We start from the raw sequence: 20,852 nt of genomic DNA, 5'->3' as shown, positions 1-20,852 counted from the left end.
TGCTGTTTACCGAATGGTGAAAAAGGGCACGCCATCGCGCCGCCGGTAGCCCGCCGCCGCTAGGCGATCAACAGGTCAGGGCGCCATTCGATCCGGCGCCATGCGGGGGCGCCGGGCGCCGCGTCCTCAGGCACGTCGATGTCGCGATTGATGCCCAGCCGCGGCACGTAGATCAGTCGGTCGCCCGCGAACAGCAGCGGCACGTCGCGCTGCCACGCCGGCACGCCGCGCTCCTGGAACAGGTTCTTCAGCGTCCGGCCCGGCCCGCCCGGCGACGTACGCATCCGTTCGCCGCCGGCCCGGGCGCGCGCCGCCAATCGCGCGCTGCGCAGCAATCCTTCCGGCACCGCGTCGGCACTGCCTGCGTCGGCCGGCGCGAACACGAACGTGCCGCGCCATCCCGGCAGGCGCCACACTTCCTGTCCGTCCCATGCGAGCGCCGCCTCCGGTTGCGACGTCCCCGCGCCATCGTCGGCCGGTTCGCTGCTGTCGCCCGCTTCCCAGTAGACGACGTCGCGATAGAGCCGCAGGCACTGCCCCGCGTGATCGACGCGCAGCGCATGCGCGTCGTGTGCCGCGCGCAGTTGCCGCATCATGTTGGCAAGCCGGGCAGCCGACGCGCCCGGCAAACCGAGCCGACGCATCCAGAAGCGCAGCAGGTTCGCACCTCGCGTGTCGTCGAACGCGACCAGCGCATCGCGCGACAGCGCCCGACCGTCATCGCGCGCGGCGACGGCGAAATCCAGCTCGGCCAGATCGTCGAGCAGCCGCTGAGCGGCCGCCGCATGCTGGGCGGCGCGACCGAGCGCGTCGCGAAAGCCCGGGAAATGCACGGCCAGCGCCGGCAGTACGTCGATGCGCAGCGCATTGCGCGCATAGCGCGTATCGCCGTTCGATTCGTCGTCGATCCACGCGAGCGCGTGCTGCTCCGCATAGCGCTCGAGTTGTGCGCGCAACAGTCGCAGCAATGGACGCACACGCTCGATGCGCGTGCCGTCGGGGCGATATCGCGGCGCCATCGCGGCAAGCCCCGCGATTCCCGCCCCGCGCAACAGTTGCAGCAGCACCGTCTCGGCCTGGTCGTCCGCGTGTTGCGCGAGCCACAGCGCCGCCACGCCGTGGCGCTCGCCCATCTCGTCGAGCGCCGCGTAGCGACGCTCGCGCGCCGTCGCCTCGATACCGAGCCCGCTGTCGCGCGGCACGTCGACGCGCATCGATTCGAATGCGACACCGAGCCGTGCCGCCTCCGCTTCGGCATGCGCGACCCATGCATCGGCGTTCGCGCTCAGGCCGTGATGCACGTGCAGCGCGACGCAGCGCGATGCACCCGCGACACGCACGGCCGCATCGAGCAGCACCGTCGAATCGAGGCCGCCGCTGTAGGCAATCGCGATGCGCGCATCCGGCGGCAGGCCGGAAAGCGCAACGCCGACCGCGTCGAGTACGACACGGTCGGCGGAGAATTCGGTGGGCGGGATCACGAGCGGGACGCGCGCGCAGCGGCGCGCGAATGGAATACGCAGCCGGTCATGCGCCGGGCGTGGTTTCCTTGAACTTGCCGTAGGCCATCAGGCGCTCGAAGCGGCGCTCGCGCAGCGCATCGATGCTCATGCCTTGGAACTGGCGCAGCGAATCGGCCAGCGCACGGCGCAGCAGCGCGGCCATGCCCTTCGGATCGCGATGCGCGCCGCCGAGCGGCTCGTTGATGATCTTGTCGATCAGGCCGAGCGCCTTCAGGCGGTGCGCGGTCAGACCCAGCGCTTCCGCCGCTTCCGGCGCCTTCGCGGCGCTCTTCCACAGGATCGACGCGCAGCCTTCCGGCGAGATGACCGAGTAGGTCGAGAACTGCAGCATCATCACGGTGTCGGCCACCGCGATCGCGAGCGCGCCGCCCGAGCCGCCCTCGCCGATCACCGTCGTGATGATCGGCGTCTTCAGCTCGGCCATCACGTACAGGTTGCGGCCGATCGCCTCCGACTGGCCGCGCTCTTCCGCGCCGATGCCCGGGTACGCGCCCGGCGTGTCGACGAACGTGAAGATCGGCAGCCCGAACTTCTCGGCCAGACGCATCAGGCGTTCGGCCTTGCGATAGCCTTCCGGGCGCGGCATCCCGAAGTTGCGCGCGGCGCGCTCCTTCGTGTCGCGGCCCTTCTGGTGACCGATCACCATGCACGGATGGCCGCCGAAGCGTGCGAGACCGCCAACGATCGACAGATCGTCCGCGAACGCGCGGTCGCCATGCAGCTCGTGAAAATCGGTAAACAGCTCCGCAACGTAATCGAGCGTGTACGGACGCTGCGGGTGCCGCGCGATCTGCGAAACCTGCCACGGCGACAGGTTCGCATAGAGGTCTTTCGTCAGTTGCTGGCTTTTCTTCGACAGCCGCTCGATTTCTTCCGAAATATCGACAGCCGAGTCGTCCTGCACGAATCGCAGCTCTTCGATCTTGGCCTCGAGTTCGGCGATCGGCTGTTCGAAATCCAGAAACGTGGTCTTCATGTGTTCGAATCCTTGGGTCTTGCGGCAGCGCGTATTCTACCCGCGCGGGCGACGCTCAAAACCGGCTCTCAACTATTGATGTTTAAAACCCGATAGCCGACGCTCAGGCGTCGGCGTCGGGCGCATCGAGGCTGCGCCACATGTACCAGGTCGCGACGGTGCGCCACGGCTCCCAGTTGGCTGCCACCTCGCGCGCCTCGCTGCGCGTGACGGGTTCCCCGCTGAAGTAATTGACGCTGATCGCACGGATCAGGCCCGGGTCGTCGAGCGGCAGCACGTCCGGCCGCGACAGGTTGAAGATCAGGAACATCTCGGCCGTCCAGCGGCTGATGCCGCGGATCTGCGTGAGTTCCGCGATCACGTCCTCGTCGTCCATCGACGTCCATTTGTCGACGTGCAGCGCCCCCGACACGAAATGCTGCGCGAGATCGAGGATGTATTCCGTCTTGCGCTTCGACAACCCGCACGCGATCAGCTTGTCCGCGCCGAGCCGGATCACCGGTTGCGGCGCGAGTTTCGGACAGGCGTCCTCGATGCGCGCCCACAGCGACTGGGCGGACGGCACCGAAATCTGCTGGCCGACGACCGAGCGCGCGAGCGTGACGAACGGGTCGCCACGCTTCACGAGATGCGCGGGGCCGAACTTCGGAATCAGCTTCTTCAGGATCCGGTCGCGCTTGACGAGGTCCGCGCACGCCTTGTCCCAATAGGCAGGACGCACGACGACCTCCTCGCCGTCCGCTTCGGACGCACGTGTCTTGCGGGCCGTGTCGGCGGCCGGCGGCGCGGCCGCGGGCTGCGCATGACCGTTCAGCGCGCCGTTCGGCACGGCGCGCGTCGCGTCCGCCTTCGTCGCCGGTACGCGCTTGGCTGCCGGACGCGCGGCGACCGGGGTCGCGCGCCTGACCGGCGCTTTTCTGGCCGTTGCCATCTTGCCTCCTACCTGACGGATCGGTCAGTGGAACGCGCCGCGCTCATACGCGACGCCATTCGGTCGATCCGCCCGGTTTGTCTTCAAGTGCGATGCCGGCTTCGAGCAATTCCGCCCGGATCCGGTCCGCTTCGGCATAGTCCTTCGCTTGCTTCGCCGCGACGCGCGCGGCGATCTTCGCTTCGATCTCGTCGGCAGCGAGCCCGCCCGCCTGCGCGGCACCCGACGCCTGCTGCAGGAACGCGCGCGGTTCGCGGCCCAGCAGGCCGAGCAAGCCCGCCAACTGTTTCAGTTGCCGCGCGAGCGACGCATCGCGCGTGCGGTTGACTTCACCCGCCAGCTCGAACAGCGTCGCCACCGCGACCGGCGTGTTGAAATCGTCGTTCATCGCGGCCGCGAAACGCTGCGCGTGCGGCTCGTTCCAGTCGAGCGCGAGCGTATCGGCGTCGACGTCCTTCAGCGCGGTGTACAGACGCGTGAGCGATGCGCGCGCATCGTCGAGGTGCACGTCGCTGTAATTGAGCGGCGAACGGTAGTGCGTGCGCACGATGAAGAAGCGCATGACTTCCGCATCGTAACGCTCGAGCACTTCGCGGATCGTGAAGAAGTTGCCGAGCGATTTCGACATCTTCTCGTTGTCGACCTGCACGAAGCCGTTGTGCATCCAGTAATTGACGAACGTCTCGCCGGTCGCGCCTTCGCTCTGCGCGATCTCGTTCTCGTGGTGCGGGAATTGCAGATCCTGCCCGCCGCCGTGGATGTCGAAATGATTGCCGAGCAGCGTGCAACCCATCGCCGAGCACTCGATGTGCCAGCCCGGGCGACCCATCCCGTACTTCGACGCCCACGACGCGCCTTCCGGATCTTCCGGCTTCGCGCGCTTCCACAGCACGAAGTCGAGCGGATCTTCCTTCGCGTCGTTCGCGGCGACGCGCTCGCCCGCGCGCAGATCGTCGAGCGACTTGCCCGACAGCTTCCCGTAGTTCGTGAACTTGCGCACCGAGTAATTGACGTCGCCGTCGGTCGCCTGGTACGCGTAGCCGTTCGTCTCGAGCGTCTCGATCATGCCGAGCATCTGCGGGATGAACTGCGTCGCGCGCGGCTCGATGTCGGGCCGCTGGATGCCGAGCGCGGCTTCATCCTCGTGCATCGCACCGATGAAGCGGTCGGTCAGCGACTTGATCGTCTCGCCGTTCTCGACCGCGCGGCGGATGATCTTGTCGTCGATGTCGGTGATGTTGCGCACATACGTGACCCGATAGCCGATCGCACGCAACCAGCGCTGGACGAGGTCGAACACGACCAGCATGCGCGCGTGGCCCACGTGACAATAGTCGTAGACGGTGATCCCGCATACGTACATCCGCACTTCGCCGGACTGGCGCGGCACGAAAACTTGCTTGTCACGCGCGAGCGTGTTGTAGATGCGCAGTGATTCCATAGAGATGAACCGTGAGCCGAAGGAAACCGCCCTGGCGAAGCTCGCCCAGCATGCGAAACGGACGGACCATCTGCCGCGGCGCCAGGCCGCGCGTCCTCGATATCACATGGGGCGGTCAGGCTGCAAGCACAGCGGTGACGGCCACGAGAGGCTAAGAAAGACTGTCTGACGCTCGCCGGAACGCGCAGACGTTTTGTTAGAATGGCTCGGAGTATAACATTCCGATTTACGCCTATGAAACCTCATCGCGGCCGCGCGCCGAGCGCTGCGACCCTCGTTGCGACCACCGTCATGGGCGTCGCGCTGACGCTTTTCGCGGCTCCCGCGGCGCATGCGCAAAAGGCCCCGGCCGTCGCCGACGGCACCCCCGAAATCGACGCGTCGATCGCCGGCAAGCAGTGGAAGCAGGCGCTCGCGCAGCTCGACGCACGCATCGCGTCGAACCCGCACGACGTGCAGGCGCAGTTCAAGCGCGGCACCGTGCTGGCCCGCCTGAACCGCGACGACGACGCGATTCAGCAATTCGTCGCGATCACGCAGGCGTACCCCGAACTGCCCGAGCCGTACAACAACCTCGCGGCGCTCTACGCGAAGCACGGCCGCTACGACGAAGCGCGCACCGCGCTCGTCACCGCGACGCAATCGAACCCGGGCTACTCGCTCGCGTACGAGAACCTCGGCGATCTGTACCTGCGGCTCGCGGCCGAATCGTACAAGCGCGCGCAATCGCTCGGCCGCACGAGCGGCGCGACCGCGCAGCGCCTCGCCGATCTCCAGAAGATCGTGTCGCCGTCGAAGGCCGCGCCGAACGCCCGCGCGACGACGCCGACCACGCGCGACTACACCGAGCGCGCCGCCGCGAACGTGAGCACCACCACGCTGCCGATGTCGCCGACGTTCCAGTTCAGCGGTCCGTCGGGCGCCTTGGCGGCGCCGTACGTCGCGCCGTCGAAATAAGCGGCGCGGCCTTCCTTCCCCTCCCAACCTGAGGATCGCAATGAAACGTCTGTTGCTGGCGCTTGGCGGCGCCGCCCTTCTCGCGACCGCACCCGCGTTCGCGCAAACGGCCACCGCGCACCCCGTCGTGCAGCTGAAGACCTCGCAGGGCGACATCCGCGTCGAGCTCTATCCGGAGAAGGCGCCGAAATCCGTCGCCAACTTCCTCGATTACGTGAAGTCCGGCCAGTACAACGGCACGATCTTCCATCGCGTGATCAAGGGCTTCATGATCCAGGGCGGCGGCTACAAGACCAACTTCGAGGAGAAGCCGACCCGCGCGCCGATCCCGCTGGAGAGCCGCAATGGTCTGAAGAACCTGACGGGCACGATCGCAATGGCGCGCACCAGCGACCCGAATTCGGCTACCGCGCAGTTCTTCATCAATACGGTCGACAACAGCGGCCTCGACTACCCGAACCCGGACGGCAACGGCTATGCGGTGTTCGGCAAGGTCGTGTCGGGTCTCGACGTCGTGAAGAAGATCGAAGGCGTGGCGACGACCTCGCGCGGCCCGATGCAGGACGTGCCGGCCCAGCCGATCGTGATCGAATCCGCGAGCATCGTCTCGAAGTAATGACCTGCCGGCACGTCCGGCGCCTCACGCGGCCGCGTCGCACGACCGGCCGCGTGCCATTTAAACCGCCTCACCGAAGGAATTCATCATGGTTGAACTGCATACGAACCACGGCGTGATCAAGCTCGAACTCGACGCCGCGAAGGCACCGAAGACGGTCGAGAACTTCCTGAACTACGTGAAGAAGGGCCATTACGACGGCACCGTGTTCCATCGCGTGATCAACGGCTTCATGATCCAGGGCGGCGGCTTCGAGCCGGGCCTGAAGCAGAAGCCGACCGATGCGCCGATCGACAACGAAGCGAACAACGGCCTGAAGAACGACAACTACACGATCGCGATGGCGCGCACGAACGATCCGCATTCGGCGACCGCCCAGTTCTTCATCAACGTGAACGACAACGACTTCCTGAACCACTCGTCGCCGACGCCGCAGGGCTGGGGCTACGCGGTGTTCGGCAAGGTGGTCGAAGGCCAGGACGTGGTCGACAAGATCAAGGGCGTCAAGACGGGCAACGCCGGCTTCCACCAGGACGTGCCGACCGACGACGTCGTGATCGAGAAGGCCGTGGTGGTCTGACGCGCAGTCGTTACGGAGGCACTTCGATGTTGCAGGAGAGTCCGCCGCGAAGCGTCTCCGCGGGCGTGCCGGGCGAGCGCGAGTACGCGCAAGCCGCACGCCCGTTCCTGTTTCTCTCCGATCTGCACCTGAGCGAAGCGATTCCGAAGACGGTCGCCGCGTTCGAGCATTTCGTGAGATACACCGCCGACAGCGCCGATTCGGTGTTCATCCTCGGCGACCTGTTCGAATACTGGATCGGCGACGATATCCTCGACGACGATCCGTTCGCCGCGCGCATGGCCGCGCTGATGCACACGTTCTCGGAACGCGGCATCGCGCTCTACGTGATGCACGGCAACCGCGATTTCCTGCTCGGCCGGCGCTTCATGAAGGCCGCCGGCGCGATGCTGCTGCCCGATCCTTCGCTGATCGTCGCGTTCGGCCAGCGCATCGTGCTCGCGCACGGAGACGCGCAATGCACGGCCGACCGCGGCTACCAGATGTTCCGTCGCTTCGCGCGCAACCGCGTCGCGCAATGGTTGTTTCTCGCGTGGCCGTTCCGCTGGCGCCGCGCGCTCGCGCAACGCATGCGCTCGACCAGCGAAGCGGGCCGCATGCGCCCCGCTTCGGCCCTCTACGACGTCACGCGGGAAGGCGTGGCCGCGCTGTTCCGGAAAAGCCGCGCGAGCGTGATCATTCACGGCCACACGCACCGCCCCGCGCGCCACGCGGAACCGGGCGGAATCCGCTGGGTGCTGCCCGACTGGGATCTCGATCACGGCACGCCGCGCGGCGGCTACCTGCGCGTCGATGCGGAAGGCATCCACGCGATGCCGCTCGACTGACGCCGCCGCTGCCGCGCCGACAGCAGTCGTCGGCGCGCTTCCCGTTCGTTACATCTGGCGTTCGACCGTCTTGCCTTCCAGCACCGCGGACAGCCTGCGCAGGTCGAGGCCCGCCGCGTCGGCGCCCTGCAGCGTTTCCAGATGCGTGCCGAGCCGCTCGAGCGCCGCGACGATCTCGTCGACGCGGCGGCTTTCCTTCGCCGCGTGATCGATCAGCCCGTGAATCGCGAGCGACATCGGATCGTCGGCGTTCGGCGTGATCCCGTATGCGCAAAATGCCGCGCGTTCGGGTTGCGGCTTCGGCTGCGCCGGCATCACGATGCGCGCCGGATTGCCGACCGCCGTGCCGCCCGCCGGCACCGGCTTGACGACCACCGCGTTCGAGCCGATCTTCGCGCCCGCGCCGACCGTGAACCCGCCGAGCACCTTCGCGCCCGCGCCGACGATCACGCCGGCCTCGAGCGTCGGGTGGCGTTTCGCGCCGCGCGTGAGCGACGTGCCGCCCAGCGTCACGCCCTGATAGATCGTGCAGTCGTCGCCGACGATCGCCGTCTCGCCGATCACGACACCCATGCCGTGATCGATGAACACGCGCCGGCCGATCGTCGCGCCGGGGTGGATCTCGATCCCGGTCAGGAACCGGCCTGCCTGCGACGCGAACCGCGCGAGCCAGTAGCGTTTCGCACGCCAGCATGCATGCGCGAAACGGTGCAGCACGAGCGCATGCAGCCCCGGATAACAGGTCAGCACTTCCCACGCACTGCGAGCGGCGGGATCCCGCTCGCGAATCGTTGCAATGTCTTCGCGCAGTCTCGTGAACATGATGTGATCCGGGAAAAGGCCGGCGCGCATCGCCGGCAATGCCGGCCGTTATCGCGCCGGGTCATTTGCTTATGAGGTTCGGCGATTGTAGGGCCAGTCGCGGCGGGCCGCACGCGGCCGCGCGTTCACCCCGCGGCCGGCACGGGTATTCGGCCGGGACACTTGCTGCGGCGGGGCGATCGGGAGAAACAGCGGGTTCGGCGTTGCCGGTCGGTCGCTGCATGGCCTGTTCGGCCACACGCTGCATTCACCGGCGAACGCCCCCGCGCCCGGCAATCGGAGCGCCGGCCCCTTACGCGTCGCCGCCCGGCTTGCCCGATTTCAGCAGGATATGCTTGGCGACGCCGCGCAGGATGTTGACCTCCTCGCGCTCGAGGCCCGTGCGCGCGAACAGGCGCCGCAGCCGCGGCATCAGCTTCTTCGGATTGCGCGGATCGAGGAAGTCGAGCGCGATCAGTGCGTTCTCGAGGTGCACGTACATCCGCTCGATTTCGTCGCTCTGCGCGAGCGTGCCCGCTTCGGCCTGCGGCTGCGCCGACGGCTCGCTCGCCTGCTCGAGAAACGCGACACGCAACTCGTATGCGAGCACCTGCACGGCCTGCGCGAGATTCAGCGAACTGTAGGCCGGGTTGGCCGGAATGTGCGCGAGCGCGCTGCACTGCTCGACATGCTCGTTCGCGAGGCCGGTGCGCTCGTTGCCGAACACGAGCGCGATGTCGCCCGTGCCGACCTGCGCGCTCGCCTGCGCGGCGGCCGCGCGCGGCGCGAGGCGCGGCGGCCCGTATTCGCGCGTGCGCGCAGTCAGCGCGATCGACCAGTGAACGCCGGACAGCGCTTCGCCGAGCGTCGGCACGACGTGCGCGGACGCGAGGACGTCGTCCGCGCCGCTGGCCATCGCGATCGCTTCGGGGTCGCTCTGCACGTGCGGCACGCGCGGCGCGACCAGCACGAGGCGCGAGAAGCCCATCGTCTTCAGCGCGCGGGCGGCCGCCCCGACGTTGCCGGGATGGCTCGGCTCGACGAGCACGAAACGGGTGGACGTGAAGCCGCCGGACGGCGGCAAGGACGAGGCCGCGCCCGATTCGGACGGCGCGGCGGGGTTCTGCGAGGTTTCCACTACGATACGACTCGGTTCATCAGAATGGCCGTATGGTATCGCCATCGCTCCCGCAAACCCACTCGTCCGGGCGGCCAGTGGGGTTTCCCCGCATGCCGCTCGCCTGAAACTGCCGAAAATCGGGTAAAATCATGCCTTTACGCGTCGCGCTCCGCGCAGCGCGGGTCGTACCCCGCTCTTTGTCAATTCGCGTCTCACCTCGCCCCGGCACGCTTGCGCCGTTCCGGGCGGTTGTCCCACTTCGTGGCGGCCCGTGCCGCCGGCTACAGGATCCAGGCTCATGCATCCCATGCTCAATATTGCTGTCAAGGCTGCGCGCCGCGCCGGACAGATCATCAATCGCGCGTCCCTCGATCTCGACCTGATCGAGATCCGCAAGAAGCAGCAGAACGACTTCGTCACCGAAGTGGACAAGGCCGCCGAAGACGCGATCATCGAGACGCTGAAGACCGCCTACCCCGACCACGCGATCCTCGCGGAGGAATCGGGCGAATCGGAGAACGAATCCGAATTCAAGTGGATCATCGACCCGCTCGACGGCACGACCAACTTCATCCACGGCTTCCCGTACTACTGCGTATCGATCGCGCTCGAGCACAAGGGCATCGTCACGCAGGCCGTCGTCTACGATCCGAACAAGAACGACCTGTTCACGGCCACCCGCGGCCGCGGCGCGTACCTGAACGACCGCCGCATCCGCGTCGGCCGCCGCGATCGCCTGTCGGACGCGCTGGTCGGCACGGGCTTCCCGTTCCGCGAGAAGGACGGCCTCGACGCATACGCGCGCCTCTTCACCGAGATGACGCAGGCCTGCACGGGCCTGCGCCGCCCCGGCGCGGCGGCCCTCGACCTCGCGAACGTCGCGGCCGGCCGCCTCGACGCATTCTTCGAGCAAGGCATCAACGTGTGGGACATGGCGGCGGGCAGCCTGCTGATCACCGAGGCCGGCGGCCTCGTCGGCAACTACACGGGCGACGCCGATTTCCTGCATCGCCACGAGATCGTCGCCGCGAACCCGAAGATCTACGCGCAGATGATCCCGATCCTGAACCGGTACAGCCGCGTGCATCCGGCAGCCGAATAAGCCCGGGCCGCGCCCGCGTGGCGCGGCTTCTGCGCAAACCGCGCGCGCGGCATCGCCACGATGGCGCGCCGATCGCCCGACACGCGAGACAATCTTCCGTGCACACGGGTCGCTTCGTGCGCCTATCCTGAAGTTGCTCGAGTTGCCCGCACGGGTCGGCGTACTGCCGCTCGCGCCGCTTGTCCCGCAACGACAGCGCATGGTTTGCGTCCGGCATGCCCGCACGGCGAACAACGCCGCCGGCATGCCGGCCCCGCCTGTATCAACACCGCCACGGCGCCGTGGCAATCGCATCCGAGTCCCCATGTTACGGCTAAGCGAAATCAAACTTCCCCTCGACCACCCCGACAGCGCGCTCGAGGCCGCGATTCGCGCGCGCCTCGCCGAGCTAGGCGTGGCGGCAGACGGGCTGCTCCGTTACACCGTGTTCCGCCGCGCGCACGACGCGCGCAAGCGCGCCGACATCAAGCTCACGTACATCGTCGATGTCGAAGTCACCGACGAGGCAGCCGCGCTCAAGCGCATCGCCGGCAAGCCGCATTGCGGCGTGACGCCCGACATGACGTATCACTTCGTCACGAAGGCGCCCGAGCACGCCGACTTCCTGCGCCCCGTCGTCATCGGCATGGGGCCGTGCGGGCTGTTCGCAGGGCTGATCCTCGCGCAGATGGGCTTCCGTCCCATCATTCTCGAACGCGGCAAGGCCGTGCGCGAGCGCACCAAGGACACCTTCGGCCTGTGGCGCAAGAGCGTGCTCAACCCGGAATCCAACGTGCAGTTCGGCGAAGGCGGCGCGGGGACGTTTTCCGACGGCAAGCTGTACAGCCAGATCAAGGATCCGAACCACTATGGCCGCAAGGTGCTGGACGAATTCGTCAAGGCCGGCGCCCCCGAGGACATCCTGTATCTGAGCCGGCCGCACATCGGCACGTTCCGACTCGTCAGCATGGTGGAAAAAATGCGCGCGTCGATCCACGAACTCGGCGGCGAAGTGCGTTTCGAAACCCGCGTCGACGATATCGAAATCGACCAGGGCAAGGTGCGCGCACTCAAGCTGTCGAACGGGGAAACGCTGCGGTGCGACCGCGTGGTGCTGGCCGTGGGCCACAGCGCGCGCGACACGTTCCAGATGCTGCACGACCGCGGCGTCTACATCGAAGCCAAGCCGTTCTCGCTGGGTTTTCGCATCGAACATCCGCAGGGGCTGATCGATCGCAGCCGCTTCGGCAAGTTCGCGGGCCACAAGCAGCTCGGCGCGGCCGACTACAAGGTGGTCCACCACGCAAGCAACGGGCGCGCCGTTTACAGCTTCTGCATGTGCCCGGGCGGCACGGTGGTCGCCGCGACCTCGGAGCCAGGCCGTGTGGTCACCAACGGGATGAGCCAGTATTCCCGCGCCGAGCGCAATGCGAATGCGGGCATCGTCGTCGGCATCACGCCGGACGACTATCCGGGCGGCCCGCTCGCCGGCATCGCGTTCCAGCGCAAATGGGAAGAACGCGCATTCGAACTCGGCGGCGGCGATTACCGCGCGCCGGGCCAACTGGTCGGCGATTTCATCGCGGGCCGGCCGTCGACGTCGCTGGGCACCGTGGAACCGTCGTACAAGCCCGGCGTGAATCCGACCGATCTCAGCACCGCGCTGCCGGACTACGCGATCGAAGCGATCCGCGAAGCGCTGCCCGAGATCGACAAGAAAATCGCCGGCTTCGCGATGCACGATGCCGTGCTCACCGGCGTGGAAACGCGCACGTCGTCGCCGATCCGGATTCGGCGCAAGGACGACTACCAGAGTTTGAACGTCGAAGGCCTGTATCCGGCCGGCGAAGGCGCCGGCTATGCGGGCGGCATCTATTCGGCAGCGATCGACGGGATCGAGGTCGCGCAGGCGGTGGCGCTCAGCCTGACGTCGGCGCACGCGTCCTGATTTGCGATACGGGGCCGGCGCGCGAAGGTCCGTGACCCGAGCGCGCCGGCTTTCGCGTGTCCGCCGCGCCCATGCGCGCGATCGGCGCCCGGCCGTTGCGCGCTTTCGGCCTTCCCGTCAAAACACGCCTGGCATCAACCGGTACCGCACCTTCGTCCTGTACTCACGATAATCCGCGTCTTCCGACAACACCCTCTCCTCCATGACGATTCGCCCGATCTGCAGCAGCATCCAGATGCCGATCGCGAGCAGGTTTCGGATACTGAAGTTGGAGAGCAGAAAACCGATTTCGGACAGCAGGTAACCGGCATAGATCGGATGACGCATGAACCGGTATGCCCCCGTCGAAACGACCCCGCGATTGGCCGGCAGCAGGCCGAACGAGCGCCCCAGCGACAGCTTCGCGAACAGTTGCCACGCAATCCCGGCAATTTGCCAGACGCCCCCTGCCCATTCCGGAATCAGTTGCGTACTGGCGGTCAGTTGATAGGCCAGGTAATAGAACGACCCGCCAAGAGAAAAGCACACCGCGACGGGGTGCCAGTTCCGCCGCGTCGGCAATTTCGCAAAAGCCGACATTCCGACGGTCAGTCCCGCGGACATCAGCAGCAGGATCAGCGTGATCCGGCTCGGGTTCAATCGCCACTGCATATAAATCAGATAAGCGAATGCGCCCAGCACGGTCACTGAAGACACGCGAGCGCCAAGCTCGATCGGATCGATCCGCTCCGACTTGGCCGCGACCGCGGTCATGGGCGACACTGGCGTACTTTGCGCGGACGCTCCCCCAACATCCTGCATGGCCTGCTTCATGTTCGTGCCCCGTTAATCTATTGTATTTATATATCGATGTCTCAGCGTAGCACGCCGATCTTTTCGACACTGGCCCGAGTTTCAGTTTTGCGACGCGAATTGGTGTAAGTCCCGAGCGTATCGGCCAGTAGGAAGACCGATGGACCGGATGACGCAGCCTGCCAATCGTTTCACAGGTCATGGCGTTTTCCGGACGGATCTGATTCTGCCCGCTCGCCCCCAATGATCGGAACGTGGGTCAGGTTTCCGAACGCTCCACGACCACCTCGCTGATTTGCAGCACGGGTCGTATATCCGTGTAATTGGCGATGTCGGCCATGATCTCCTGCGCATGCGGATCGCGGGCTGCCTGGAAAGCTTCGAAGGAAGTGCAGACGAAGTCGCACTTGGCCACGTACACGGGATCCATGCCCGGCGCACCACCGGCGATTCCCTTGTCCACCGTGTAGTACAGGCATGCGGCGCCGAGGCGCTGTTTCACCATTGGCATATGCCGCTCGCGATAGTAAGCATGATCGAATCGCGCGCCTGCGGCGTACGGGTACATGACACTGACTTTGATCATCGGGTTCTCCTGTTGCTCCAAGGTAATCGACGCGGCGGCGCGCGCAAGACGAAATCGAGTCGCCGATACAGGCGCGGGGAAAGTCCTTCGGAATCGGCGCACGCATTGATCTGATTGTAGGCACCGGTGAACCCGTCTTGCCAGTTTGGTGGCGCGGGGTATCCAACGATGCGGGAGCAGTCCGGCGACGTCGGACGCTGTGTGGGTCGGCAGTCGCGTGAGCACGTCTATCACATGGCAGCCGATCGCCATCGCCGACGACCGCCCGAATGGCGAACTGCGAGCGGTCCCGTTTGGACCGCTGGTAAACTCGTGCAACCGAAAGCAACTTTCCCGGTTACATGAGCGCTCGACTCTGACCTATCCGCCCCCACCATCATGCTCACTGCCTTCGAACTCGCTGGTTTTATTGCGGCGCATGCCGTCTGGTGTGTCTCCGACGCAGATGGCTTTGTCCCTATCGCAGCATTTCAGACGGACGACGGTCAGCGGAAAATCGAGCGGCTGGTGTTCGACGATGCAGGCGAAGCAGTGGAGCAAGGCCGAAAGCGTCTCGAGAGCAATCCGTTCAACGCAAGCGACGGCGTGCTGGCGTACGACGGCCGGCTCGCGACTCCCGATGGCAAAAAGCTCGATGCGATCGTTCTGGAAGCGCGGTCCTACGCTTTCCCGTCGGCAAGGGCAGCCATTGCGGTCGCATACACGCCGAAGAGCACCGGCAACTTCCGTGTACACAAGCCCAAACTCGTCTTGTGGGACAAGTGTGGCGACTTCGATATGAGCGCCGCCATCGAGTCGTTCTTCAACGGCGTTGCCTCGCACGAGCGGGGCGCGAAGGTCTGGAACGACGCGCTGGACGAGAGCAAGTAGGCATCGCCCGCTGCCGCTCGCCATCACCCGCACCTGGCCAAACGGCGAACTTCGCGCGTGGACGTCGAAGCCACTGGTAAACTCGGGCAACCCAAGCAACAACTTCATGCCTGACCTATGACCACGCTGTCGCCCGAGGCCTTTGCCGGCCATACCCCGATGATGCAGCAGTACCTGCGCATCAAGGCCGATCATCCGGACACGCTCGTCTTCTACCGGATGGGCGACTTCTACGAACTGTTCTTCGAGGATGCGGAAAAAGCGGCACGCCTGCTCGACCTGACCCTCACGCAGCGCGGCGCGTCGGCCGGCACGCCGATCAAGATGGCCGGCGTCCCGCATCACGCGGTCGAGCAGTATCTGGCGAAGCTCGTGAAGATGGGCGAATCGGTCGCGATCTGCGAGCAGATCGGCGATCCGGCCACGTCGAAAGGCCCGGTCGAGCGCAAGGTCGTACGCGTCGTCACGCCCGGCACGCTGACCGATGCCGCGCTGCTGTCCGACAAGAACGACGTCTACCTGCTCGCGATGTGCACCGGCCACAACAAGCGCGGCGTCGCGGTCAATATCGGCCTCGCGTGGCTGAACCTCGCAAGCGGCGCATTGCGGCTCGCCGAAATCGAGCCCGAACAGCTTGCCGCCGCGCTCGAACGCATCCGGCCAGCCGAAATCCTGACGCCGGACGGTGCAACCGACGCCATTCCCGCCGGCGCGGGCGCAAGCAAACGCGTGCCGGCCTGGCACTTCGACATCGCGTCGGGCACGCAGCGCCTGTGCGACCAGCTCGACGTCGCGAGCCTCGACGGTTTCGGCGCGCATTCGCTGACGAGCGCATGCGGCGCGGCCGGCGCGCTGCTGCTCTACGCAGCGGCCACGCAAGGCCAGCAACTGCGGCACGTGCGCAGCCTGAAGGTCGAGAACGAAACCGAATACATCGGCCTCGATCCGGCCACGCGCCGCAACCTCGAACTGACCGAGACGCTGCGCGGCACCGAGTCGCCCACGCTGTATTCGCTGCTCGACACCTGCTGCACGACGATGGGCAGCCGCCTGCTGCGCCACTGGCTGCATCATCCGCCCCGCGCCTCGGTTGCCGCGCAGTCGCGCCAGCAGGCGATCGGCGCGCTGCTCGATGCACCGGCCAACGCGAGCCTCGATGCGTTGCGCAGCGCGCTGCGCCAGATCGCCGACGTCGAACGGATCACCGGTCGTCTCGCGCTGCTGTCCGCGCGCCCTCGCGACCTGTCGAGCCTGCGCGACACGTTCGCCGCGCTGCCGGCGCTGCGCGAGCGCATCGGCGCGATCGTCGCGAACGCGGATGCGCTCGCGCGCGTCGACGCGGCGCTCGCGCCGCCCGCCGAATGCCTCGACCTGCTGACGAGCGCGATCGCCACCGAGCCGGCCGCGATGGTGCGCGACGGCGGCGTGATCGCGCGCGGCTACGATGCCGAGCTCGACGAGCTGCGCGACATTTCCGAGAACTGCGGGCAGTTCCTGATCGATCTCGAAGCGCGCGAGCGCGCGCGCACCGGCATCGCGAACCTGCGCGTCGAATACAACAAGGTGCACGGCTTCTACATCGAGGTCACGCGCGGCCAGACCGACAAGGTGCCCGACGATTACCGCCGCCGCCAGACGCTGAAGAACGCCGAGCGCTACATCACGCCGGAACTGAAAACCTTCGAGGACAAGGCGCTGTCCGCACAGGAGCGCGCGTTGGCACGCGAGCGCGCGCTGTACGACTCGGTGTTGCAGGCGCTGCTGCCGTTCATCCCCGAGTGCCAGCGCGTCGCATCGGCCCTCGCCGAACTCGACCTGCTGGCCGCGTTCGCCGAACGTGCGCGCGCGCTCGACTGGGTCGCGCCGACCTTCACCGACGAGATCGGCATCGAAATCGAGCAGGGGCGCCATCCGGTCGTCGAAGCGCAGGTCGAGCAGTTCATCGCGAACGACTGCCGGTTCGGCGTCGATCGCAAGCTGCTGCTGATCACCGGGCCGAACATGGGCGGTAAGTCCACGTTCATGCGGCAGACCGCGCTGATCGCGCTGATGGCGTACGTCGGCAGCTACGTGCCGGCGAAATCGGCGTGCTTCGGCCCGATCGACCGGATCTTCACGCGCATCGGCGCGGCCGACGATCTCGCGGGCGGCCGCTCGACGTTCATGGTCGAGATGACCGAAGCCGCGGCGATCCTCAACGACGCGACGCCGCAAAGCCTCGTGCTGATGGACGAGATCGGCCGCGGCACGTCGACCTTCGACGGCCTCGCGCTGGCCTGGGCCATCGCGCGCCACCTGCTGGCGCACAACGCGTGCTACACGCTGTTCGCGACGCACTACTTCGAGCTGACGCAACTGCCGGCCGAATTCCCGCAGGCGGCCAACGTCCACCTGTCGGCGGTCGAGCACGGCCACGGAATCGTATTCCTGCACGCGGTCAACGAAGGCCCGGCGAACCAGAGCTACGGCCTTCAGGTCGCACAGCTCGCGGGCGTCCCGGCGCCCGTGATCCGCGCCGCGCGCAAGCACCTCGCATATCTCGAACAGCAGTCGGCCTCCCAGCACACGCCGCAGCTCGACCTCTTCAGCGCGCCGCCGGCGGCCATCGACGATCTCGAATGCGCGGACGCGCCGGCGCTGCCCGACGCTCCGCACCCGGCGCTCGAAAAGCTGCGCGACATCGATCCCGACGATCTCAAGCCGCGCGAGGCGCTCGACCTGCTGTACGAGCTGCGCACGCTGGTCCGGTCGCACGATGCCGACGGGCACGCGTAAGCGCATCTCGCGGCGCCTGCCGGCCCGCGCCGCCGCCGCGCTCGCCGCGACACTGCTTGCGCTGGCGCAGGCCGGTGCGCTGGCCGCGCCGCCCAAGCGCAGCGCCGCGCCCTACTCGTTCGCAGTCGTGTCGGGCGTCATCGACGGGCCGGCGGACGAACCGGCCGCGCAGCGGCTGCTCGATGCGATCGCACGCGAGCGCAATCTCGCATTCGCGGTCTACGCGGGCGACCTCAAAGGCCCGAAGGAAGCATGCCGCGACACGCTGTATTCGCAGCGCGGCGCGATCCTGGATTCGGCGCGCATCCCGCTCGTGTTCATTCCCGGCCACGACGACTGGATCGCATGCAACACCGCGGCCGGCGGCGGTTACGATCCGGTCGAGCGGCTCGATTTCCTGCGACAGACCCTGCTCGCCGAGTCGGCGCTGCCCGACCCCGGTGCGCTGCAGATTACGCGGGAGAGCGAAGTCGCGCGGTTCCGGCCATATCGCGAGAACGCACGCTGGATGCGCGACGACATCGTCTACGTCGCACTCAATGCGCCGGCACCGAACAACCATTATTTGACGGCGGGCGGCCGCAACGGCGAATTCGAGGACCGCATCATCGCAAACGGCTTCTGGGTCGACCACGCCGCCGAATATGCGAAGCGGCGCGAAGCCCGCGCGATGGTGGTGATTTTCGAGGGCGATCCGCAGTTCGAACGCTACGAACGCTCGGAGCGCTTCGCGTGGCTGCGTTTCAATCGGCCGCGCGTGCGCGACGGCTTCCGTGAACTGAAACGAACGCTGGTGAAGGCGGCGGCGACGTTCCGCGGCCCGATACTGGTGATGCACGCGAGCGGCGAACCGCTGGCGAATGGCTTTCTGATCGACCGTCCGCTGCATGCCGACGACGGTGAGTTGGTAGGAAACGTGACGCGCGTCGCGATCGGACCGCGCCACCCGGCGAACCAGTGGGTCAAGGTGACCGTATCGCCCGCGCGGCAGACGATCTTCAACGTGAGCCTGCAGGAGGTGCCGAAGAACCTGCCGGTGCCGCCCACGCTGCCGCTCGTGCCGCGCGACGACGTGCCGCTGCCGCAGATGCCGGAAATCCCTGCGCTGCCGGCGCTGCCCGACGCGTCGTCGGTCGCGCCGCCGTTGCAGGGCGACGGCGCCGCACCGGGCGGCGCGTCGTCGCCGGCACCGCCCCCCGGATCAGGGCCGGCGCCGGGCCTGCCGGCAAGCTCAGTGCAGCGTACGCCCTGACGGCGCTTCGCCGTCCTCGTCGTCATCCTCGTCGACGATCTCGAGCCCTTCCGCGCCATGCGCGTGCTCGTGCTCGATTTCGTCTTCGGTGGCTTCGCGAACGTCCTTCACGGTCAGCGCGAAACGCAGCGCCATGCCCGCCAGCGGGTGATTGCCGTCGAGCACGACCTTGTCTTCGGCGATATCGGTGACCGTATAGATCAGCGAATCGACTTCCTCGTCGGCGTCTTCCGGCGTGCCTTCGAACTGCATGCCCACTTCGAGCGGCTCGGGAAAACGATCGCGCGGCTCGATCTTCACGAGTTCGGGATCGTAGTCGCCGAACGCGTCCTCCGGCTCGAGCTGGATCTGCGCCTGGTAGCCCGCCTCGTGGCCGTCGAGCTGTTCCTCGATCTTGGGGAACGTGCCATCATAGCCGCCGTGCAGATAGACCATCGGCTCGTCGCTTTCCTCGATCAGATTGCCCTGTGCGTCCGACAGCTTGTAAGTGACCGATACGACGGTGTTTTTTGCGATTTTCATCCAATTCTCCCAAGTACAAGTCCCATTATACGATGCGCAACCGGTCTCAAGCCGAACCGCGGGATGCCGCTGCCGCCCCGCTCGGCGCGCCGCCCTCCGATCTTCCCACGCCGCTGCTCGGCGGCCTCACGCCGGCGCAATTCATGCGCGGCTACTGGCAGAAAAAACCGCTGCTGATCCGCCAGGCGATTCCCGGCGTCGCGTCGCCGGTCACGCGCGACGCATTGTTCGAGCTCGCCGCCGACTATGACGCGGAATCGCGATTGATCACCCATTTTCGTAACAAGTGGCAACTGGCGCACGGTCCGTTCGAGCCCGACTCGCTGCCTGCGGTGACGCGCAAATCCTGGACCTTGCTCGTGCAGGGGCTCGACCTGCACGTCGACGCGGCCCGCGCGTTGCTCGACCGCTTCCGCTTCATTCCCGATGCGCGACTGGACGACCTGATGATCTCGTATGCGACGGACGGCGGCGGTGTCGGCCCGCACTTCGATTCATACGACGTATTCCTGCTGCAGGTCGAAGGCCGGCGCCGCTGGCGGGTCGGCGCGCAGAAGGATCTGTCGCTGCAGCCGGACGTGCCGCTGAAGATTCTCGAGAACTTCGAGCCGAGCGACGAATGGGTGCTGGAGCCCGGCGACATGCTGTACCTGCCGCCGCACATCGCGCACGACGGCGTCGCCGAAGGCGAGTGCATGACCTGCTCGATCGGCTTCCGGGCCCCGTCCGCCGGCGAGCTGGGCGCCCAGTTCCTGTACTACCTCGCGGAGCGCGGCGGCCTGCGCGACGCGGGCGGCGACGACCTCTACCGCGATCCGAAGCAGCCGGCCGTCGACGTACCCGCGCAACTGCCACCGGCCATGGTCGAACGTGTCGCCGAGATCGTTGACGCGATCCGCTGGCGCAAGCGCGACGTCGCCGAATTCCTCGGCTGCTATCTGAGCGAGCCCAAACCGAACGTCGTTTTCGACCCGCCCGAGCGTCCGCTGTCCGAGGCCGCGTTCGTCACGCAAGCGTCACGCCGTGGCGTGCGTCTCGACAGAAGGGCCGCATTGATGTATAACGCGCGCTCGTACTTCATTAATGGCGAAGAAGGGTCGCTCGAGCAAGCCGATGAATGGCTGCCCGAACTGGCCAATCAACGCCAGATGGAGGCGAAACGGTTTGTAACACTATCCCGGGTTCCGTCGATGACAGCTTTGTTGCACGAGTGGTATCGTGCGGGCTGGATACGGGTCGGAAGCCGGAATTAGT

At 66.7% G+C, this 20,852-nt stretch carries 19 protein-coding genes; 10 read left to right on the top strand and 9 right to left on the bottom strand.

Annotation, left to right across the window (positions count from 1 at the left end; translation table 11 throughout):
• Nucleotides 1-59 precede the first annotated feature (59 nt).
• The 4 genes from tilS to cysS all read right to left on the bottom strand — a co-directional run bounded on the left by tilS (nt 60) and on the right by cysS (nt 4,871).
• The gene (gene tilS / locus WS89_RS08830) at nt 60-1,481 is read right to left on the bottom strand and encodes a tRNA lysidine(34) synthetase TilS (RefSeq protein ID WP_059790523.1); all 1,422 of its coding nucleotides are present in this window, start codon (nt 1,479-1,481) and stop codon (nt 60-62) included.
• 46 nt (nt 1,482-1,527) lie between these two features.
• A complete protein-coding gene (locus tag WS89_RS08825) occupies nt 1,528-2,499 on the bottom strand; it encodes an acetyl-CoA carboxylase carboxyltransferase subunit alpha (protein ID WP_006478433.1) in 972 nt (323 codons plus the stop codon).
• Between the two features lie 103 nt (nt 2,500-2,602).
• Nucleotides 2,603-3,430, bottom strand: coding sequence for a DNA-3-methyladenine glycosylase family protein (locus tag WS89_RS08820; protein WP_059790521.1), 828 nt, complete (start codon nt 3,428-3,430; stop codon nt 2,603-2,605).
• Nucleotides 3,431-3,473: 43 nt separating this feature from the next.
• Complete coding sequence (gene cysS / locus WS89_RS08815; RefSeq protein ID WP_059505818.1) at nt 3,474-4,871, bottom strand: cysteine--tRNA ligase; 1,398 nt, start codon at nt 4,869-4,871, stop codon at nt 3,474-3,476.
• 234 nt (nt 4,872-5,105) lie between these two features.
• Here cysS and WS89_RS08810 point away from each other — a divergent pair, with 234 nt between their 5' ends.
• The 4 genes from WS89_RS08810 to WS89_RS08795 all read left to right on the top strand — a co-directional run bounded on the left by WS89_RS08810 (nt 5,106) and on the right by WS89_RS08795 (nt 7,851).
• Entirely contained in the window at nt 5,106-5,828 is a 723-nt protein-coding gene (locus WS89_RS08810; RefSeq protein ID WP_059790519.1) for a tetratricopeptide repeat protein, read from the top strand.
• Nucleotides 5,829-5,868: 40 nt separating this feature from the next.
• On the top strand, nt 5,869-6,444 hold the full coding sequence (locus WS89_RS08805) for a peptidylprolyl isomerase (protein ID WP_059505814.1): 576 nt from the start codon (nt 5,869-5,871) through the stop codon (nt 6,442-6,444).
• 88 nt (nt 6,445-6,532) lie between these two features.
• On the top strand, nt 6,533-7,024 hold the full coding sequence (locus WS89_RS08800; RefSeq protein ID WP_006483987.1) for a peptidylprolyl isomerase: 492 nt from the start codon (nt 6,533-6,535) through the stop codon (nt 7,022-7,024).
• Nucleotides 7,025-7,050: 26 nt separating this feature from the next.
• Entirely contained in the window at nt 7,051-7,851 is an 801-nt protein-coding gene (locus WS89_RS08795; RefSeq protein ID WP_034207717.1) for a UDP-2,3-diacylglucosamine diphosphatase, read from the top strand.
• A 48-nt stretch (nt 7,852-7,899) separates the two neighbouring features.
• Here the strand turns inward: WS89_RS08795 and cysE are convergent, their stop codons facing one another.
• Nucleotides 7,900-8,673, bottom strand: coding sequence for a serine O-acetyltransferase (cysE, locus tag WS89_RS08790; RefSeq protein WP_257127380.1), 774 nt, complete (start codon nt 8,671-8,673; stop codon nt 7,900-7,902).
• Nucleotides 8,674-8,965: 292 nt separating this feature from the next.
• Nucleotides 8,966-9,790, bottom strand: coding sequence for an RNA methyltransferase (locus WS89_RS08785; RefSeq protein ID WP_059790517.1), 825 nt, complete (start codon nt 9,788-9,790; stop codon nt 8,966-8,968).
• A 280-nt stretch (nt 9,791-10,070) separates the two neighbouring features.
• On the opposite strand from WS89_RS08785, the gene WS89_RS08780 reads away from it, so the two are divergent.
• Both WS89_RS08780 and WS89_RS08775 read left to right on the top strand, forming a co-directional pair.
• A complete protein-coding gene (locus WS89_RS08780; protein ID WP_059505808.1) occupies nt 10,071-10,874 on the top strand; it encodes an inositol monophosphatase family protein in 804 nt (267 codons plus the stop codon).
• A gap of 304 nt (nt 10,875-11,178) precedes the next feature.
• Entirely contained in the window at nt 11,179-12,801 is a 1,623-nt protein-coding gene (locus tag WS89_RS08775; protein ID WP_059505806.1) for an NAD(P)/FAD-dependent oxidoreductase, read from the top strand.
• A gap of 117 nt (nt 12,802-12,918) precedes the next feature.
• On the opposite strand, the gene WS89_RS08770 is transcribed toward WS89_RS08775, so the two are convergent.
• The gene (locus WS89_RS08770) at nt 12,919-13,614 is read right to left on the bottom strand and encodes a methyltransferase family protein (protein ID WP_082741826.1); all 696 of its coding nucleotides are present in this window, start codon (nt 13,612-13,614) and stop codon (nt 12,919-12,921) included.
• A 238-nt stretch (nt 13,615-13,852) separates the two neighbouring features.
• Entirely contained in the window at nt 13,853-14,179 is a 327-nt protein-coding gene (locus tag WS89_RS08765) for an EthD family reductase (RefSeq protein ID WP_034207723.1), read from the bottom strand.
• 378 nt (nt 14,180-14,557) lie between these two features.
• Here WS89_RS08765 and WS89_RS08760 point away from each other — a divergent pair, with 378 nt between their 5' ends.
• From WS89_RS08760 to WS89_RS08750, 3 genes are all read left to right on the top strand, one after another.
• The gene (locus WS89_RS08760) at nt 14,558-15,049 is read left to right on the top strand and encodes a hypothetical protein (RefSeq protein WP_059790513.1); all 492 of its coding nucleotides are present in this window, start codon (nt 14,558-14,560) and stop codon (nt 15,047-15,049) included.
• 117 nt (nt 15,050-15,166) lie between these two features.
• Nucleotides 15,167-17,824, top strand: coding sequence for a DNA mismatch repair protein MutS (gene mutS, locus WS89_RS08755; protein WP_059790511.1), 2,658 nt, complete (start codon nt 15,167-15,169; stop codon nt 17,822-17,824).
• Nucleotides 17,805-19,076: a hypothetical protein gene (locus WS89_RS08750; protein WP_179949855.1), complete on the top strand. Its 1,272-nt coding sequence runs from the start codon at nt 17,805-17,807 to the stop codon at nt 19,074-19,076. Before mutS ends, WS89_RS08750 begins: the two co-directional genes overlap by 20 nt.
• Here WS89_RS08750 and WS89_RS08745 read toward each other — a convergent pair.
• Nucleotides 19,056-19,598, bottom strand: a complete 543-nt coding sequence (locus WS89_RS08745) for an FKBP-type peptidyl-prolyl cis-trans isomerase (protein ID WP_034207726.1) — start codon at nt 19,596-19,598, stop codon at nt 19,056-19,058. The two genes, WS89_RS08750 and WS89_RS08745, sit on opposite strands and share 21 nt — an antisense overlap.
• 32 nt (nt 19,599-19,630) lie before the next feature.
• Between WS89_RS08745 and WS89_RS08740 the strand changes: the two genes are divergently transcribed.
• Nucleotides 19,631-20,851, top strand: a complete 1,221-nt coding sequence (locus tag WS89_RS08740; protein WP_059505800.1) for a cupin domain-containing protein — start codon at nt 19,631-19,633, stop codon at nt 20,849-20,851.
• Nucleotide 20,852: the final 1 nt, after the last annotated feature.

This window comes from Burkholderia sp. MSMB1072, from assembly GCF_001524725.1.
In the GTDB taxonomy this organism is placed as follows: domain Bacteria; phylum Pseudomonadota; class Gammaproteobacteria; order Burkholderiales; family Burkholderiaceae; genus Burkholderia.
The sequence above is the reverse complement of the archived record's forward strand: the minus strand, read 5'-3'. Positions and strand labels throughout refer to the sequence as shown.

Coding starts and splice junctions, on each gene's coding strand:
- WS89_RS08750 (WP_179949855.1), top strand. CDS start 17,805: ATGCCGACGGGCACGCGTAAGCGCATCTCGCGGCGCCTGCCGGCCCGC.
- WS89_RS08795 (WP_034207717.1), top strand. CDS start 7,051: ATGTTGCAGGAGAGTCCGCCGCGAAGCGTCTCCGCGGGCGTGCCGGGC.
- WS89_RS08760 (WP_059790513.1), top strand. CDS start 14,558: ATGCTCACTGCCTTCGAACTCGCTGGTTTTATTGCGGCGCATGCCGTC.
- WS89_RS08745 (WP_034207726.1), bottom strand. CDS start 19,598: ATGAAAATCGCAAAAAACACCGTCGTATCGGTCACTTACAAGCTGTCG.
- WS89_RS08740 (WP_059505800.1), top strand. CDS start 19,631: ATGCGCAACCGGTCTCAAGCCGAACCGCGGGATGCCGCTGCCGCCCCG.
- WS89_RS08805 (WP_059505814.1), top strand. CDS start 5,869: ATGAAACGTCTGTTGCTGGCGCTTGGCGGCGCCGCCCTTCTCGCGACC.
- cysE (WP_257127380.1), bottom strand. CDS start 8,673: ATGTTCACGAGACTGCGCGAAGACATTGCAACGATTCGCGAGCGGGAT.
- WS89_RS08770 (WP_082741826.1), bottom strand. CDS start 13,614: ATGAAGCAGGCCATGCAGGATGTTGGGGGAGCGTCCGCGCAAAGTACG.
- WS89_RS08765 (WP_034207723.1), bottom strand. CDS start 14,179: ATGATCAAAGTCAGTGTCATGTACCCGTACGCCGCAGGCGCGCGATTC.
- WS89_RS08775 (WP_059505806.1), top strand. CDS start 11,179: ATGTTACGGCTAAGCGAAATCAAACTTCCCCTCGACCACCCCGACAGC.
- WS89_RS08825 (WP_006478433.1), bottom strand. CDS start 2,499: ATGAAGACCACGTTTCTGGATTTCGAACAGCCGATCGCCGAACTCGAG.
- WS89_RS08810 (WP_059790519.1), top strand. CDS start 5,106: ATGAAACCTCATCGCGGCCGCGCGCCGAGCGCTGCGACCCTCGTTGCG.
- mutS (WP_059790511.1), top strand. CDS start 15,167: ATGACCACGCTGTCGCCCGAGGCCTTTGCCGGCCATACCCCGATGATG.
- WS89_RS08780 (WP_059505808.1), top strand. CDS start 10,071: ATGCATCCCATGCTCAATATTGCTGTCAAGGCTGCGCGCCGCGCCGGA.
- WS89_RS08800 (WP_006483987.1), top strand. CDS start 6,533: ATGGTTGAACTGCATACGAACCACGGCGTGATCAAGCTCGAACTCGAC.
- WS89_RS08820 (WP_059790521.1), bottom strand. CDS start 3,430: ATGGCAACGGCCAGAAAAGCGCCGGTCAGGCGCGCGACCCCGGTCGCC.
- cysS (WP_059505818.1), bottom strand. CDS start 4,871: ATGGAATCACTGCGCATCTACAACACGCTCGCGCGTGACAAGCAAGTT.